The 16,097-nt window shown below is 42.4% G+C and carries 15 protein-coding genes; 5 read left to right on the top strand and 10 right to left on the bottom strand.

Annotation, left to right across the window (positions count from 1 at the left end; all coding sequences use genetic code 11):
• Positions 1–13: 13 nt before the first annotated feature.
• Positions 14–853 carry a hypothetical protein gene (locus QW284_03840; protein MEM0338798.1) on the bottom strand — a complete coding sequence of 280 codons (840 nt, stop codon included), beginning with the start codon at positions 851–853 and terminating at the stop codon, positions 14–16.
• Between the two features lie 272 nt (positions 854–1,125).
• Here QW284_03840 and QW284_03835 point away from each other — a divergent pair, with 272 nt between their 5' ends.
• Positions 1,126–1,692: a hypothetical protein gene (locus QW284_03835; protein ID MEM0338797.1), complete on the top strand. Its 567-nt coding sequence runs from the start codon at positions 1,126–1,128 to the stop codon at positions 1,690–1,692.
• On the opposite strand, the gene QW284_03830 is transcribed toward QW284_03835, so the two are convergent.
• From QW284_03830 to QW284_03820, 3 genes are all read right to left on the bottom strand, one after another.
• On the bottom strand, positions 1,685–2,515 hold the full coding sequence (locus QW284_03830) for a class II glutamine amidotransferase (protein ID MEM0338796.1): 831 nt from the start codon (positions 2,513–2,515) through the stop codon (positions 1,685–1,687). The genes QW284_03835 and QW284_03830 overlap by 8 nt on opposite strands.
• A 46-nt stretch (positions 2,516–2,561) precedes the next feature.
• On the bottom strand, positions 2,562–3,896 hold the full coding sequence (locus QW284_03825) for a cyclic 2,3-diphosphoglycerate synthase (GenBank protein ID MEM0338795.1): 1,335 nt from the start codon (positions 3,894–3,896) through the stop codon (positions 2,562–2,564).
• A gap of 118 nt (positions 3,897–4,014) precedes the next feature.
• Positions 4,015–4,908, bottom strand: a complete 894-nt coding sequence (locus QW284_03820) for an RAD55 family ATPase (protein ID MEM0338794.1) — start codon at positions 4,906–4,908, stop codon at positions 4,015–4,017.
• On the opposite strand from QW284_03820, the gene QW284_03815 reads away from it, so the two are divergent.
• The 3 genes from QW284_03815 to QW284_03805 are packed head-to-tail and all read left to right on the top strand — an operon-like array spanning position 4,883 to position 7,459.
• Entirely contained in the window at positions 4,883–5,872 is a 990-nt protein-coding gene (locus QW284_03815) for an ABC transporter ATP-binding protein (protein ID MEM0338793.1), read from the top strand. The two genes, QW284_03820 and QW284_03815, sit on opposite strands and share 26 nt — an antisense overlap.
• Positions 5,862–6,683, top strand: a complete 822-nt coding sequence (locus tag QW284_03810; protein ID MEM0338792.1) for a hypothetical protein — start codon at positions 5,862–5,864, stop codon at positions 6,681–6,683. The genes QW284_03815 and QW284_03810 overlap by 11 nt, the downstream gene beginning before the upstream one ends.
• Positions 6,680–7,459, top strand: coding sequence for a hypothetical protein (locus tag QW284_03805; protein ID MEM0338791.1), 780 nt, complete (start codon positions 6,680–6,682; stop codon positions 7,457–7,459). Before QW284_03810 ends, QW284_03805 begins: the two co-directional genes overlap by 4 nt.
• Positions 7,460–7,466: 7 nt before the next feature.
• Here the strand turns inward: QW284_03805 and QW284_03800 are convergent, their stop codons facing one another.
• The 6 genes from QW284_03800 to QW284_03775 form a co-directional block, all read right to left on the bottom strand.
• Positions 7,467–8,411, bottom strand: coding sequence for an iron-sulfur cluster loop (locus tag QW284_03800; GenBank protein MEM0338790.1), 945 nt, complete (start codon positions 8,409–8,411; stop codon positions 7,467–7,469).
• Between the two features lie 24 nt (positions 8,412–8,435).
• Positions 8,436–9,305: an ABC transporter permease gene (locus QW284_03795; GenBank protein MEM0338789.1), complete on the bottom strand. Its 870-nt coding sequence runs from the start codon at positions 9,303–9,305 to the stop codon at positions 8,436–8,438.
• A 6-nt stretch (positions 9,306–9,311) separates the two neighbouring features.
• Positions 9,312–10,367: an ABC transporter permease gene (locus QW284_03790; protein MEM0338788.1), complete on the bottom strand. Its 1,056-nt coding sequence runs from the start codon at positions 10,365–10,367 to the stop codon at positions 9,312–9,314.
• Positions 10,360–11,832, bottom strand: coding sequence for an ATP-binding cassette domain-containing protein (locus QW284_03785; GenBank protein MEM0338787.1), 1,473 nt, complete (start codon positions 11,830–11,832; stop codon positions 10,360–10,362). The genes QW284_03790 and QW284_03785 overlap by 8 nt, the downstream gene beginning before the upstream one ends.
• Positions 11,833–11,899: 67 nt before the next feature.
• Positions 11,900–13,243 carry a BMP family ABC transporter substrate-binding protein gene (locus tag QW284_03780; protein MEM0338786.1) on the bottom strand — a complete coding sequence of 448 codons (1,344 nt, stop codon included), beginning with the start codon at positions 13,241–13,243 and terminating at the stop codon, positions 11,900–11,902.
• A gap of 310 nt (positions 13,244–13,553) precedes the next feature.
• Positions 13,554–15,416 (bottom strand): ASKHA domain-containing protein, encoded by a 1,863-nt coding sequence (locus QW284_03775; GenBank protein MEM0338785.1) that lies wholly within the window; start codon positions 15,414–15,416, stop codon positions 13,554–13,556.
• A gap of 150 nt (positions 15,417–15,566) precedes the next feature.
• Between QW284_03775 and QW284_03770 the strand changes: the two genes are divergently transcribed.
• Positions 15,567–16,097 (top strand): thymidylate synthase (locus tag QW284_03770; GenBank protein ID MEM0338784.1); only part of this gene is annotated, 531 nt, incomplete at its 3' end.

Below are 16,097 nucleotides of genomic sequence, written 5' to 3'. Positions count from 1 at the left end.
AATAAGAGAGTTTTTATTTTCTTACCTCTATTAAAACCGATTTGACGAGATAGAAGGCAACTGGTATAAGAACGATTCCAAATGCTATTGCTATTCCTATTGAAAGCATTTTCAGCACATCGCCTACATAACCATATCTACCAAATATAGCGGCTAATCCAACTAGTATAAATGATAGCATCACAATGAACTGGAGATATGGTGCAACCTTTGCAAAGTCTGGATGCTCTTGCAAAATCATTTTAGACACATCAATAACTATTATGACACCTATGGCAATAGCCACAATACCTACAAGCAGGGGGTATATCATCTCTGATGGAAGTTTAAATAAGGTGAATGCAACTGTTAGCATTATAGCTATCAAGCCAACCAGTATCACATTCTCTATCAAGCTGATCAGGTATTTATATGAATCTCCCCAGCTTCTAGAGAGAGTCGAGCCTAAGTATTTTGAAAGCATTATAGACAATATGGTGCCAAGAGCTATGACAGCAACACCGCCGATAAGATAGGGTATGTAAGAAACAACAGAATATATGAGAGCGCCCCCATCACCACCAAGGGGGATATAGCCGATAGCCACAACAAGTGATAAAGCTACGATAAAAGCCATAGTCAAACCACCAATAAGACTCGATAAATCAAGTTCTAACACAGCTATACTCTTTCCAATATCTGTTCTTAGCAAAGGCTTCTCAATATATTTGTCGATAACCTTATTAACTATTTTACCAACCACATACCCTATGACAATACCAACAACAATCCATATCAATGCAGCAATCAAATTCGGAAGGACAGCTACAAAAGACTGCCATAACCCGCTCAACACATCTCCTACACTACTCAACTAGGATACCCAGCAACTAGATTTTTGGAAGACTTTATAAGTTTTTGCCTAGACATAGGTGATGGGATCACAACTGTTACGTCTTTAATAAAAGGGCTCTTAGGTGTGGTGTTTAATCAAATCAAATGAATATACTATTAATAATACATGATATACTAGATTAGCAGAGATTTTAAGTTGCGGAAAAATATTTTTAGTGGTTGTACATATTGTGAAGAGTACCCCTGGGTCTGAACCATGATGAGAAGGCATTTGTCGGATGGTGATGCACTATGAATGTTAGAGAGATCTTTGATCTCATAGTGTCTGCTTCTGTTGTCTTCGTAATATTTTCTCTTCCCTATTTTAATCCACTCAACTATGAAATGTTGCTTGCCTACCTCCTCGCCACAATAACCGCATTTGTTTTCCATGAACTTGCCCATAGATCCGTTGCCAAATCCAAGGGCGTTTTCGCCGTTTATAGAGCTTGGTACCTGGGTCTTTTAATGTCTCTTGTTCTTGCCATAGCTTCTCGTGGAGCACTTGTTTTTGTTGCTCCTGGGGCTGTCGAAATTTATATGCCAATCTATTTACCGTCAATAGAATCTAGCATCGCTATTGCAGGTCCCATAACTAACGCAATAATATCGTTGATATGCATACCACTATCGATGGTTCCGAGAATCTCTGTTTATGCTCGTGTTGTAGGCTATGTAAACTCTTTTTTAGCACTATTCAATTTACTGCCCATACCGCCTCTCGATGGGTACAAGGTTTTCAGGTATGATGTTACTAGATGGGGGTTATCAATGCTCTTATCCATAGTTTCTTTCATACTCTACATACTTTTTATATAACCTTCACTCTCTTCAATTCTATCGAACTGTCTCTAATCTCAATGAAATCTATCTCCCCATTATCCAACGGCTCGCCCCTCCATCCAAATAGGCTCTTAAGGTAGTAGCCTATAGTCGAAGAAGCTATGACCACGCTGTTCTGATTTGGTGTGATTCTTAATAACTGGTAATAGTCTCTGTTCTTTTCACCTTCGCCAGCTATATAATTCAGAGAGAATGATACAACCTTATTATTTTTCTCATCAATCATTATACCAACACTATTGAGAGACGTTTCAACAGCCCCCATCTCTATAAGTCTGCTCAATGTTCTCGACAAAGAGTCTGCATCTATGCTATCAACCTTTTTTGCAATCCAATATGCAATAAAGAACGAATCGGCATAACTACTTGCAAGATCTTCTAATCCAAGCTCTTTCGCAAGCAAATTCTTATTGACAGAGCCGTTGTGTGCAAACCACAAATGGAGTTTTCCAGGTATGTTTATGTAAAATGGATGAGAATTAAACATATTTATTGGTTCCAATGTCGTTAATCTGCTATGCATTACCATGTGAATCCATTGCAAATCCATTGGAATACTTTTAACAAATCTTCTAATGTCTTCATCTAATAGCGGTAGCGCTGTTTTATAGTGTGCAAATCCCATCTCACCAAATTTCATAAATACATATGCTACTCCCCAGCCATGATTATGGGCTCTCCTACCCCTTCTAACCCTATCAAGAATAACATCATATTGCGTTGCAAGTTTAAACCCCCTTACAACCCTGATTAAATTACCTGTTTTGCCAAGACCTACAAAGTGAAGTATTCTACACATCTATCTATCCACCTATGCGGTTTTTACGTTATTAGTGATTTGTATATTAATAAATGTTCTTGGGTGCTGTTCTAGAGAGGAATTCATCTACAAGCGCTTCTATAGATGGCCCTTCAACTATTTTCATATGCCAGAATACTCTTACCACTGGTTTGTTGATTTTTATAATTCTTTCTATTCTTGCTGGTGTCCCCAGTACAACAGCATCTGCAGGAACCCTGTTTATAGTCTCTTCAAGATCCTTCAGTTGCTGGGGTGTATAGCCCAAGCTTGGTACTACGGGCCCTATGCCGGTATAGAGCTCATAAATCTTTTTTATATAGCCAACAGCATAATCTCTTGGATTGATAACCATAGCTCCAAACTTCTTTGCCGCTATGTATCCAGCTCCATAAGGCAGACCTCCATGCGTGACTGTCGGAGCATCCTCAACTACAACAACTCTTTTACCCGAGATCTCATTGACATTGTCAACCTCCACAACGAAATCTGCTTTGACTATATGCGCGTCTTTATTTATCTTCCTTACATTATCAATAATTTTATTAATGTCGTCCTCTTTTGCCTCCCCAACCTTAGTTATTATTATAGCATCAGCTAGTCTTATGTTGACCTCGCCTGGATATGCATTAACCTCTATTCCAGGTCTTGTACCGTCTGTTACAGTAATCCAGTACCATGGTCTATAGAATGGCCAATCATTATTTCCGCCATCCCACAGTATCACATCTCCAAGCTTCTCAGCCTCTATGAGAATACTTGCATAGTCCACACCTAATAAGACTCTTGACCCAAGTTCTAGGTGAGGCTCTATCTCTTCTCTCTCCTCTACCGTAACACCATACTTATCTAAGTCATCTAAACTCTTGAACACTTGGACTAGCTGCGTTCCAAAGTCCCTGTATATCATGGGGTGTCTAATAACTGACACCTTCAACCCCCTTCTTCTAAGCTCTTGAACAACAACCTTTGAAACTGTGCTCTTTCCAGCTCCGGTCTTGGTTGCTGTAACTGCTATTACAGGTTTTATCGAATCCAACATGGTTTCTCTCAAGCCCAGAATCCTGAAGTTGCAACCTGTTGAGAGAACATATGATATTATTCTGCCAAGCTCCTCATAAGTCAAATCACTTACACATAGAATAGCCTCGTCAACACCATAGAACTTGACAATATTTGGAAGCATATCCAGAGGATATATGGGGATGCCACTAGGGTATCTATCACCAGCGACAAACCTAGGAATTCTTCTAAATTCAGCACCTGGTATTTGCGTGAACAGAAATGCTACAACCTCTACACTGGGATCCCTCTTCAACACAGCTATAAAGTTATGTATATCCCTGCCACCTGCACCTATAACCACTACCCTTCTAGTCAAAATATATCACCAGATCTTATGATTCTTGAGAAAGTAAATAAACTGTATTTATATCTGAAACCAAGTATGGAGATTTCGAGCAATTATTTATGTTATGTTACGTAATAGAATCTCTTAATCACATTTGTAATTGGCGAACAACCCTTATGTCTCCATCTTCGCTAAATGTATAGTAAACCCAGTCAAGGTTATGCCTAGTCATTTTCAGTTTCTTCACCATAGCTCTCCACAAAACATCTCTAACCTTTTGCTGTGTTGTATACCACACCTTCCCAGCTATTATAACCCCATCTACATTGTGCTCAATATTTGCTAGCAACTCCCTTGCCTGGGGTGTCGATGTATGCAGCGTTGCAACTGTTATAATGTTTCTAGCTTTTGAAAAGTTCGCTCTAATGACTTTTATATGCTCCGCCAAGTCCATTACTTTGTAGAAGCTTAGAAACTCGTTTAGGGAATCTATTGCTATAAGGCCTTTGCTCTCTAGACCCATGTCATTTGCGATACCTAAAAGCGTTTCAATTACATGCTCAATGTTCTGGGGGTTCACCTTGGCTATTACAGATATATGTGACTTGAAGTCTCTGTCTCTTATCCTCTCACTATAACCATCTACAATAAAAAACATCCCCTTTTTTACATACTCTATAACGTTTATCTTCAGGCTTTCAAGTTGCAGAGCAACAGTCTTGGGATCATCGTCTAGAGCAAGGTATAAAACAGGTTCTTCTAACTGAAGAATGCTCCCAACAATTTTTGCGAGAAGCACACTTTTGCCAGAACCGCTTTTGCCGGCTATGATAATGAACGAGTTTCTGGGTATCCCCCCAGGAAACATTGTTTTCAATGGCTCTGAGCTCAGCATCAATATAGACATGTGGAAGACCAGAATCTTATCCACAGCAAAACTTTTAAGTTTATGAAGAACATTATTCTCAGTCTTTGAAATGTAGAATGAAATGAATGCTCTAGCATGGTTGTTGTAAATGAAGGGAATAGTTGTTGATGCCATTAAGAAGACTTATGTTAGTAAAGAGGGTTTTAGGAAGAAGCGTGTTGTCGAGGCTTTGAAGGGGGTTTCGCTATCTGTGGGTAATGGAGAGATACATGCTCTTCTAGGCCCTAATGGCGCTGGAAAATCGACCCTCGTCAAGATTCTGGCAACACTTCTTCTCCCAGATTCTGGAAGGGCATATGTAGATGGCTATGATGTTGTTAGAGAGGCTGAGAAGGCTAGGAGGGTTACTGGCGTTGTTTTAGATGTTTCGAAAGGTTTCTACACCTCACTAAGTGGCTATGAGAACCTTGTCTTCTATGCTCTTCTAAAAGGGTATTCCTATCAAGAGGCTAGGAGAAGAGCGAAAGAGGTTCTCGAGCTTGTTGGGCTCTACGAAATGAATGCCCACAACAGGCCCTACTACACATATAGCCTTGGAATGAGGGCTAGGCTCTCAATAGCAAAAGCTCTTTTAACCAATCCACCCGTTCTACTCTTAGATGAACCAACACTTGGCCTAGATGTTGAAAGCGCAAAGGCTGTAAGGAAGCTGATCATAGATCTTGCTAAAGAGGGTAGAACAGTTCTTATAACAGGTCATAACATGTATGAGATAGAGCAGATAGCATCATCAATAACCATAATAAATAGTGGCCGTGTAATAGCATCTGGAGATCCATCAGAACTCAAAACAAAGCTGGGCTTGATGCTCAAGGTCTCTACAAGAATAGAAGGTCTTCACACTCCTCAAATTCTCGAGAGAATAAAAAGCTTTTTACCAATTGAGAAGACTAGCATCGAGCCTCTCGACAGCTCCACAAAAATTGTTTTCTACACCAAGGCTAGCAGAGAAGAAGTTGTGCAGAGCATTATGCAGATGCACAGATCATTGGATTTGAAAATACTTGATTTGATTATCGAGGAGCCAACGCTTGAGGATGCCTATATAGCTGTTATTGGGGAGGGGCATGATCATTAACATTCTAAAGGCTCTTACCTATAGGGAGATTGTGTGGTTCAAAAGATTTGCCTCTGACTATATAGTTTCGTGGATACTGCCACTGGCTTTCTCACTAGGTGTAGTATTTCTGCCTGCAACCATATCAGATGTCAACACAGTTGTAGGTAGAATGAGCTCGATGTTCGGTCATCAAATGGATTTGAAAACAGCCTACAGCCTAGCACTTTCTGTAACGGGCATAGTGAACATAGTTGCCATAACAATAAACGATGTTATCCAAACAATATTCTCAGAGTTTAGATTTATGGAGGTTGGGTGGATGATACTGGAGACCACAAGTTTAATCAGATACGGAATCGCCAACGCCATTGTCAGACCAGCTATAATGACACCTCTAACAACATTGTATCTAGTGCCAATTCTAGCTTATCTAGATGGTTTGAACGGTTTGACAACATTTGCGATACTTGAAGCAGCCTTCGAGATAACGGCCATCGCCCTAGGGTTCTACGCGACAGTTATAGCCCTTGCACTAACCTTTTACACGAGGATTTCAAGGCCCTGGACAATAGCAAATGTTTTAGCACCTGCCATATTAGCTGGTGCTGGTGTTTACATCCCAGTTAATCTTGTGCCAGCTGTTCTAAGGTTCTTCGCATACACAACTCCGGTTCCAGAGTCTTGTGAAATAGTTTACCTGATAGCGTTGAGGGGGGTTCCAGGCGAATTCATAGGGTTTATGGCTATAGCCTCATTTGCGATGACACTATATGTGGCGGTCTCTGGGCTGCTGTCTAAGAGTGCTGACATTAGGGTGAGGAGAGGGTGAATATGAGGAGAACACTGCATGTGCTCTACATAGGATTTATATTGTCTAGAATGCATATAGCAGGCTACGTAGCATCTATTGTCAACTCTATACTGTGGTTCACAGTAATGTTTGTTCCCACAGTCATATTCAGCGGATATCCTCTAGAGGCCCTATCAGTTCTCCTGCCAGGTGTATATGCACTAACAGTAGCAAGCAGCGCTATGTGGACATCGACCGAGTTTCTGAGGTGGAATGTCTACCAGGGGCTAACCGACATGTATAGAGAGAACGGTTTAACAGTATTCCACTATCTTCTAAGCAACTCTGTTGTGGACTCTGTGGTGCTTGGCACTTCCTCATACCTTCTCTCAGCATATATAATGGCATCTTATCTGGGGCTTGGAATAGATGTTGCTCTCCCAAAAAACTACCTGTACCTCTTCCTAGCAATCGCCTTATCCATACCAACATATCTACTTGTAGGTTCTATAATCGGCTATCTAATGGCCTCAACCTCTATTAGTGGGTCGTGGGTAAACATAATCCAGATGATAATAGCCTTGGGCACAATCGTACCGCCAAAAACATTTCCAAATGCGTGGATACTACTTGCAAACCCCCCAACAATTGTGGCAGAGATCCTTAGAATAGGCTACAACTCCAATACACTACCATCGAACACTCTCATAATAATTGGTGTGGCGATGATATTTGCATACACAGCTCTGAGCCATTTCATTGCAGTGTTATGCGATAGAAGAATTGCCAAATACGGCCTAGAATACAGGTTCTGATACCTAGTCAGTAATACCATGTGTCATAGTAGAGGGGTTCGTTGGCAAAGCTCCCCATCTCATATGCCCTGCAAAAACTTTTGAATGAGCAAACACCACATTTTGGCTCATCATATCTACACACGCTTCTACCAAAATACCACATGAAATCATCTATCAAGAGAGGGTCAACACCACTAAGCCTCGACAGCATCTTGTACGCCTCTCTAACAGCTAGGCGAATCAAAACATCTTCGTCATGCGATATGGGGGAGCCTCTAACGACCTTCTCAGATAGGCTATCCTCAAGCTCTACAACACCGGTTCTCAGCGCTATCCTCGTCAGATGGTTGTCTACAGCCACATGCAGATTTTCCTTGTCCATGGGATTGAACAGACCTCTGTAGACTAGGAACTTAACTAGGAGAAAAATCTTCTTCTCTACAGGATCCTGATACGCCTTGAAGACCTTTAGCAGGTCTGCAAGGCCATAGCCATTCAAAGACCTTATATAGTTTTTGGATAGCAATATAATGTTTTTGGGGTTGGAACCGTAGACTAGAATCATCTTCTGGCCCAAGTCGTTGAGCAGATGCGTTCTAAGCCCAATGTCAACTGGCTTGGCATCGCCTATAGAAAGCCACTTCGCCACCTCATCCTCTCTAACCCTAGCCAGATGCTCTGGGCTAAAGAAATCTGGGTTGTTTCTAAACATCTCAATCCCTAGCCTGTACAGCAGATCCGCACCCCTAAGCCTCTCACCAACTATAACAGCCTCGTAGGGTTTTCCAGGCCTGCTTAGCCTATGATCCATTGCAACCATGACCAGGAAGTACATCAGAACCTGCTCTAGAGGCTCATTCGATTTTGGGTAGAACCTATGGTCAAAAACATTCATCTTATGCTCTTCGCTAACCACTCTAGGCAGAGTCTCTGCAATAGAGGCTATCCTCCTGTTGACAAGAGTGGGCATAGCCCATCACCATAAATTTGAATTTTATGCTGCCCTCTCCTCCCTGAAGTACACCTCCCCAAGAGCTTTTGGCATTGCAACTTTTTTGCTGAGTGGAGTGGCATACACAATGACCACTACCGCTAGCGATACTATAAATGGCAGTGCATTTACGATGTCTGTTGGAACTCCGTACAATAGCTGTAACGCATATGACGATGTGTATAGATATCCGAATGCAATGGCTACGGTATATGCTATTAGGGGGTGCCACGAAGATGCCATTGCAAGGGTTATGGCCAGGAATCCGTATCCCATGCCCGTGTACTGTGACCAGCCACTTCTATAAATCGTTGTGTAGATGTAGGAGCCTATGGAAACTAGCATATATCCGATTATGGTTGCTATGTACCTTGTTCTCCACACCCTGACACCAGCTGCCTCAGCAGCTCTTGGGTTGAATCCACAGGCCCTTATCTCTGTTCCAAGCCTCGTTCTATATAATGTGAACCATGTTAAAACCGCCGCTGCCACTCCTATCAGAGCTAGGATCGGCTTTCCAATACCTATTGGGACCAGGGACCTGCTCTTCATGTACCTAAGCCCTATTAGCGCTCCAACACCATAGAATGCTATGTTTAGAGATAGCCCAGTCAAAACATGTGGTGCATGCAATACATTGATGAATGTTGCGAAGATCAGCGATAAAGCTATTGCTGATGCCAGCGAGATGAGAAGCCCTTGGACATAGCCGATGTTTTGAACGGCCACAAACGTTACCGCTATCGAGAAGGTTATTATGCCGTCTATCGCAAGGTTTATAACACCACTCCTCTCAACAACTATGTCTCCTAGGATCCACAGAGCCAGTGCTATTGCTAGTGGATCTGCTAGGATAGTGAGTATGGGCCCCATCATGCCTCACCTAACAACTATCTTGTATTTGGATACAAATTCCGCGACTATTGTGGCTGCAAACAGTGTTCCTATTATGGACTTCGCCAATGCGTCGCCTATAGCAGCACTCCCAATTTGTAGAGCAAAGCTTAGCCTATATAGAGCAGCTGTGTAGTAAGACGATATCACAATGCCTATTGGATTCAAGCCGCCGAGCCATGCAACCATTATGGATGTGAAGCCCATTCCACTGCCAATAATGCTCCCCTCAACAAGCTTTCTATGGTAAACAAGAATCTCTGCACCACCGACAAAACCTGCAAAGGCTCCTGATATGCAAAACGCTACTAGCGCAAGTCTTTTGCTTGATATGCCAGCAAGCTCGACAGCTGCTATACTAGAGCTTAGGGCTCTTAGCGATATCCCGAATCTTGTTTTGTAAAGCAGTAGATAAACTATGGCAACAAGTACAAAGGCTGTCACAACGATGTACCAAGAGAAGCTGTAGCCTGGTACTACAGGTAGCTTAGATGTATCTGGAATCATATCTGTTGTTGTATAGCCGTAAACACCTCTGCCTCTCCAAGGGCCTTTGACTAGGTAGCTAGAGAAGTAATAGGCTATATAGTTCATTAGGAGAGTTGTAACAGCCTCGTTAACCCCCAGATAAAGCCTCATAACAGATGGTATGAGCGCCCACAGCAATCCGATGATTGCTGCAAAAGCTAGGGAGGCTATCGGGGCTATATAATCCATTTTCCCAAGCGGTGTGAACAAGGCTATGTATGTTGCTCCCACAGCCCCCATCACAAGCTGGCCTTCTGCACCAAGATTCCACAGATTTGCATTAAATGCTATCGCCAAGCCGAGTGCAATTGGCAGGAAAACAGAGATGTATCTGAAAACATTTAGATCTACAAAGCTTTCGAAAGCTGTTCGAATCGTTTCAGAAAATCCCAATCCTGTGGCAACAGATGTTATGTAGACCGCTATCAAAAACCCTATGAATGCTGTTAAAAACCTTGTCAAAATGCTAAGACTTGGCGGTAAAACTCTTTTCACAACGACTATTCTAGCCATGCACCATAGCCTTCTCGATTTCACTTCTAAAACTCTCTAGATTGCTGCCCTCAAAAAGCTTAGCTATTCTACCATCCACCATAACAGCCACCTTATCCGAGATCTGAACAGCCTCATCAACATCCTCTGTGATTAGAAGAACACCACCGCCTGACAGGCTAAACCTCTGTAGAATGTCTAACACCAAAGCCCTTGACCTCTCATCGAGCATTCTCGTGGGGTTGTGGGCTACAACAACCTTCGGCATTGTTAGGAGGAGTCTGCTTATAGAGACCTTCTGAACATTTCCACCAGACAATTTAGATACTTGTATAGCTGGATTCTCAGGAACTATGCCAAGCTTCTTAATAGCGTCTAGAACAGCATCCTGGCTCAGCCTCTCCCTAGCATACATCCTCATATTCTCGATTATCGATAGCGTTACTGCTGTACCCTCTTTGAATGGGTCTTCAGGTATGTATACAAGTCCTTTTCTGGTTCTCTCGCTCGGAGGGCTCTTCGTCACGTCAAATCCATTGATCTTTATAGAACCGCTTGAAGCTTTTCTGAGACCGGCTATAGCCTCCCCCAGCTCTTTCTCCCCATTCCCAGCAACACCAACAATAGATACAACCTCACCTGCTCTAACATCAATTGAAAGTCTATCCACAGCTGTTTTCCCGTAGTCGTCGAGAACAACCAGCTTATCGACTGAGAGAACATTTTTAGAATCTTTTGATAGTCTCTGCAAAAGCTGTCTCGAAACTAGTTTGAGATACTCCTCTGTTCCAAACATTGCATGGCGAAGCTCCGATGGGTCGGCAGCACCATTGAAAACCCTAGCAACTTTTCCACGTCTAAGTACAACAAATCTATTTCCTATCTCAAGCGCCTCCGGTATCTTGTGTGTAATGTATATAACCGTTCTATTGCCTGACACAAACCTTCTTAGAATCTCAAAGAACTTTGTTTTCAGATCTTGCGGCAGGTATGTAGCCGCCTCATCAACTATTAGAAGCCTGGGGTTTATCAGCAAGGCTTTTGCCAATTCGATGAACTGCTTCTCTGTATAGCTAATGCTAAAAACCTTTTTATGCACATCAATGCCTATGCCAAAGCGTTTCAAAAAATCTTCAATCCTTTTGGCGAGGGTACTCGAAGGCGGTTCTCCGATGAAGAGGGCTATGTTCTCTAGGATGCTTAGATCGTCTATTAGCTGCGGCCGCTGGCTTATCATTACAAAACCTTTTTTCTTGGCATCAAATGGTGATGAAAATCTAGCCTCAGAGCCGTCAACTATTATCTTGCCTCTATCGGGGACATAAACACCGTAGAGAACCTTGGCGAGAGTTGATTTCCCCGATCCATTCTCTCCGAGAACCACTAGAATCTCATTGAAGAAAATATCTAGTGTCACACCATCTAGAGCAACAACATCACCAAACCTTTTGTAAAGGTCAACAACTCTTATGAATATCCTATTCATGTCCCCTTCCTCAACACAAATAATTTGGATGTGAGGATATAAAAAAGGTCATTCATTTCATATATGTTTATTTGATAGTGCCTTGAAAAGCAACCCACTTAACAAACCAGTCCATGTTCCACAGATCGTCGTGCGTTAGCCTCTCACCAGGCTGCACATTCACCGGAGCATTGTCTGGCTGTCCTGTGCAGAATCTGGAGTAGTGCATTCCGGCTATGCAGTAGCCTGTTAGAGGGCCTGTGAATGGGTCGAAGACTGGGGCTATTGTGGCTGCTGGTACGTGGCTAGACCCTGTCGATATATTTGCTAGAACTTCGAGTTGATGTGTTAGAGCAGTTCCTTGTAGAGGCTGTAGGAGTGGTGCTTCTTTCATCTCATTGTATCTCCTCATAACGAGGTCGTAGACAGATAGTGTCTCGCCTGTTCTAACATCCTTTACCATTATGCTCTTGAGCAGTGGAACAAACTTTGGATTGATTCTCATAACACTTCCATTTGGATAGACATGTGCTCCCAGATCAACTGCTCCTGTGTTCAGGAGGTACCAGTAGTCAACGTTCTGGAGGTTGCTGGGGGTGTAGATACCTGCTTTGATCTTGGCCAATATATCGGCGTATATAACCTCCCATCTAACAAGCTGTCCACTTACAACAACATCTGGGCCCCACTCATACATTGGGCTGTAGTGGCTAAACACATATATCTGCTTGCCCTGCTTGTATAGACTCTCAGCATATTCTACAACAGCCGTTGAGTCCTCTGTAAATGCAAGCACATCAACATTGAACTGGTTGACAAGAGTCTCCGCAGCAGCCTTGGCCTTGTCCGGGTTGAACCAGTCGCCAATCTCAATAACATACACTGTTATGTTCTTGCCTAACTGCTCGCCAACCTCTTTAGCCCCTATGGCAAAAGCATTTATGTGTCTAACAACCTCTGGAATTGTGTGTGCCGCAACATACCCTATCTTACCTGTCTTCGTTAGCGCCCCCGCCATTAAACCATTTAAATAGTATATCTGATATAGATCAGCAAAGTATGTGCCCATGTTAGGCAGCCTCTTGTAGCCAGAGCAGTGGAAGAACATCACATTCTTGTACTCCTGCGCCTTCTCATATGTCTGATCCATGAAATCAAAGCTTGTTGTGAATATCACTGTATAGCCCTTTCTAACAAGATCGTCTATCACAGCTGGTGACTGCGATGCCTGCACATTCTCAACATATGTTGTTTCGAGCCAATCCTTGTAGAGCTCTGCAACAACCCTCCTACCAACATCATGCATATAGCTCCATCCATAGTCTCCAACAGGTCCAACATAGATCCACGCCGCTTTGATCTTCTGGGGAGCTGTATATGTAGCAACCGTAGCAACCTCTGTTTTTGCAACTGTTAATGTTGTTGTCAACATCGTTGTCTGAGTGACAGTTTGTGTAGCTCCACCCGGTTGTGACATGTATGATATAATCGTTGCAGTTGTAGTTATGGTTGTTGTTGGTCTGGCTATATAATATCCTACTGCATAGCCAACCACAATACCTATTATCAACAGGGCTACTGCTACAATATATGGTATTGTAGGCATTTTTACATACACCACGCTACACGCTATCCACTTAAGTTAATAAGCTCTGTGTATAACAGATATGTAGCTATATACATAAACTATGTAAACATCTTAAAAATAAGATGGGAGACTAGTGTTTCAAAATAGATCTAATCTAATATTGTTTCGGCAGGTAGAGCGCCTGAATAAACTCTTGCTTAAATAGAGGATGTATTGATAACTCTATATACTTTATGTTTTTAGCTAGACCCTCAAACTCTCTTCTTATCTTACTCGATTTTAGAGCCATTTTAGCACCACTAATAGCTGTGTTGCCCACGAAAACAAATTTTCTTGCATCTACTTTGGGCAGCAAGCCTATAGCTATAGCGTTGTCAATGTTTATATGTGTTCCGAAGGATCCTGCAATAAATATTTTTTGAAGGTCATTAACAGATATGTTGGCATGTTTAAGTAGAATGTTCACCCCTGATGCAACAGCTGCTTTAGCCAGCAGAAACTCATTTATATCTTTTCCGCTAACCGTTATGCTCCTCCCTATCCCCGTTTCATGATCCCATGCAACAACAAACTTCTTCCCGTTATCAACGACCATCCTCTTTGACTTTATGTCTTTTCTGAACCTCCCCCTATAGTCTATCAAGTTGTTTCTGTATAGATTAGCGATAAGGTCTATCATTGCTGATCCACATATCCCAACAGGCTTTGAGTTTCCAACAACGTTGTATCTAACGTTGTAGTCCCCAATTGACTTGTCAAAATATATGAAGACCTGGTCTATGGCGCCGACAACAGCTCTCATACCAAACTCTATTGTGGCGCCCTCAAAAGCCGGCCCAGCGGGTGTTGAGCATGCCAATATCTCGTTACCTGTATTCAAAAGGATTTCGCTATTGGTTCCAATATCTATTAAAAGACATGGGGCATTGCAATCTCTAAGCCCAACAGCTACAGCATCTGCTAGGGCATCCGACCCTACATAGCCTGCCACTATAGGTAATGCATATACAACACCCCTTTCATTGATATTCAAACCAACTTCTCTTGCATGTAGATACACACTTCTTCTGACAGCTGGTACATATGGAGAGGATCCAAGGTATCTGGGATTTATCCCTAGGAATAGATGGTGCATAGCAGTATTTCCAGCTATAACAACTTCGTATATCCTATTTTTATCTACATTGGCTCTCGAAGACATTTTCTCTATAAGCATGTTTATAGCTGTTACAACAAGTTTTTGAAGCTTCTCTAGATTCTCCTTATCTCTACTAGCATAAGCAATTCTAGATATTATATCTGCTCCATAGCTCGCCTGGGGATTTGGCATAGATTCCACGGCTATTGTCTCCCCCTTGACAAGGTCGACAAGATGTGCAACAATTTTCGATGTGCCAATATCTACAGCAATGCCATAGATGCTGTTTGTTGTGTCTCCAGGTTCTATAGAAAGTATCTTGTTTCTCCATAGAACAACTGTCACAGACCAGTTCCCAGATCTCAGAACCTCGGGAACTATTCTAGCTATGTGGGCATCCACATCATAATCGCTTGCCAGAGTCTTCTTACTAAGCATATCTAAAATCCTATCTAAATCGGCAGTAACATCATTTAGAGAAGCTGGGTTTACAGAGACAAAAACCTTTTTCACTAGGGGGTCTAGAGGAACCTCTATCTCAAAACCAACATCTGCAGAAACATATCTTTGCACAAGACTCTCTTGTGGAACGAGAACAACATAGCTTTCACCTAGTACTCTAGCCTGGCATGCAAGCCTAAAGCCCTTCGATATATCCTCAGCGCTCAAAATACTCTTCTCAGACTCTGTCAAGGGGGATGCTAGACCCTTTTCCACAACAATTCTGCATTTGCCGCACTCCCCGATACCGCCACAATCAGCTCTTATAGAGATCCCAGCCTCTCTCAAACAATCCAAAAAAGTTTTTGAAGACATGCATAAAACATCTCTTCCAAGGTTCTTCACAAATACCCTAGATACCTTGCCCTCTCCACCCACAGCCAACACCACTCAGACCAGTTTGATTATACCTCTATCACTACTTCTGTACTAATAAGCGAGAGCCATGTGAATTTCATGTAGATACTATTTCGGTTGGGCCTCTCAGGAAATATACTTTGTTGCACAAAAATATTTCTAGGGCCTAAAATGAGCGTTGTCTATGTATATGCCAAGAGCCTTCCAGAGGCTTGGGAGAAGAGCCTTGTTGAGCTGTCGAAGGTTGGAATAGTCATAGAGACGGAATACAACGAGAGGTCTATTGATGCCCCAGCCTTCATAGTTGTTGAAGAGCCTTTCTCAGAACCTAGAATACATCTAAAAGGTATTGTCGCAGGCTCTCTCAAAGGCCTTCTGGAATATGTTGACGAAGTTGTTAAAGGAACCCACGACCACCTCGTAGAGAAGTTTGGCTACACATACCACGAAAGGCTCTTCAGCTATAGACTACCAAACGGCGAGATTGTCAACCAAATTGAAAAGGTAATTGAGAAGCTTAGAAAAGCCCCATACACAAGAAGGGCACAGGCAATAACGTGGCAGCCTTGGAAAGATTTGGAGACAGAGCACCCGCCATGCCTACAGAGAATGTGGTTTAGAGTCGTAAACGGAAAGCTCGTTATGCACGTGCATATGAGAAGCAACGACGCATTGAAAGCTGCATACATGAACATGTATGCA

Source organism: Ignisphaera sp., from assembly GCA_038735125.1.
Lineage (GTDB): Archaea > Thermoproteota > Thermoprotei_A > Sulfolobales > Ignisphaeraceae > Ignisphaera.
Note: the sequence above shows the minus strand (reverse complement) of the source record. Positions and strands in the feature narration are given on the sequence as shown.

Coding starts and splice junctions, on each gene's coding strand:
- QW284_03835 (MEM0338797.1), top strand. CDS start 1,126: ATGAATGTTAGAGAGATCTTTGATCTCATAGTGTCTGCTTCTGTTGTC.
- QW284_03830 (MEM0338796.1), bottom strand. CDS start 2,515: ATGTGTAGAATACTTCACTTTGTAGGTCTTGGCAAAACAGGTAATTTA.
- QW284_03815 (MEM0338793.1), top strand. CDS start 4,883: ATGAAGGGAATAGTTGTTGATGCCATTAAGAAGACTTATGTTAGTAAA.
- QW284_03820 (MEM0338794.1), bottom strand. CDS start 4,908: ATGGCATCAACAACTATTCCCTTCATTTACAACAACCATGCTAGAGCA.
- QW284_03810 (MEM0338792.1), top strand. CDS start 5,862: ATGATCATTAACATTCTAAAGGCTCTTACCTATAGGGAGATTGTGTGG.
- QW284_03800 (MEM0338790.1), bottom strand. CDS start 8,411: ATGCCCACTCTTGTCAACAGGAGGATAGCCTCTATTGCAGAGACTCTG.
- QW284_03795 (MEM0338789.1), bottom strand. CDS start 9,305: ATGGGGCCCATACTCACTATCCTAGCAGATCCACTAGCAATAGCACTG.
- QW284_03790 (MEM0338788.1), bottom strand. CDS start 10,367: ATGGCTAGAATAGTCGTTGTGAAAAGAGTTTTACCGCCAAGTCTTAGC.
- QW284_03785 (MEM0338787.1), bottom strand. CDS start 11,832: ATGAATAGGATATTCATAAGAGTTGTTGACCTTTACAAAAGGTTTGGT.
- QW284_03780 (MEM0338786.1), bottom strand. CDS start 13,243: ATGTTGACAACAACATTAACAGTTGCAAAAACAGAGGTTGCTACGGTT.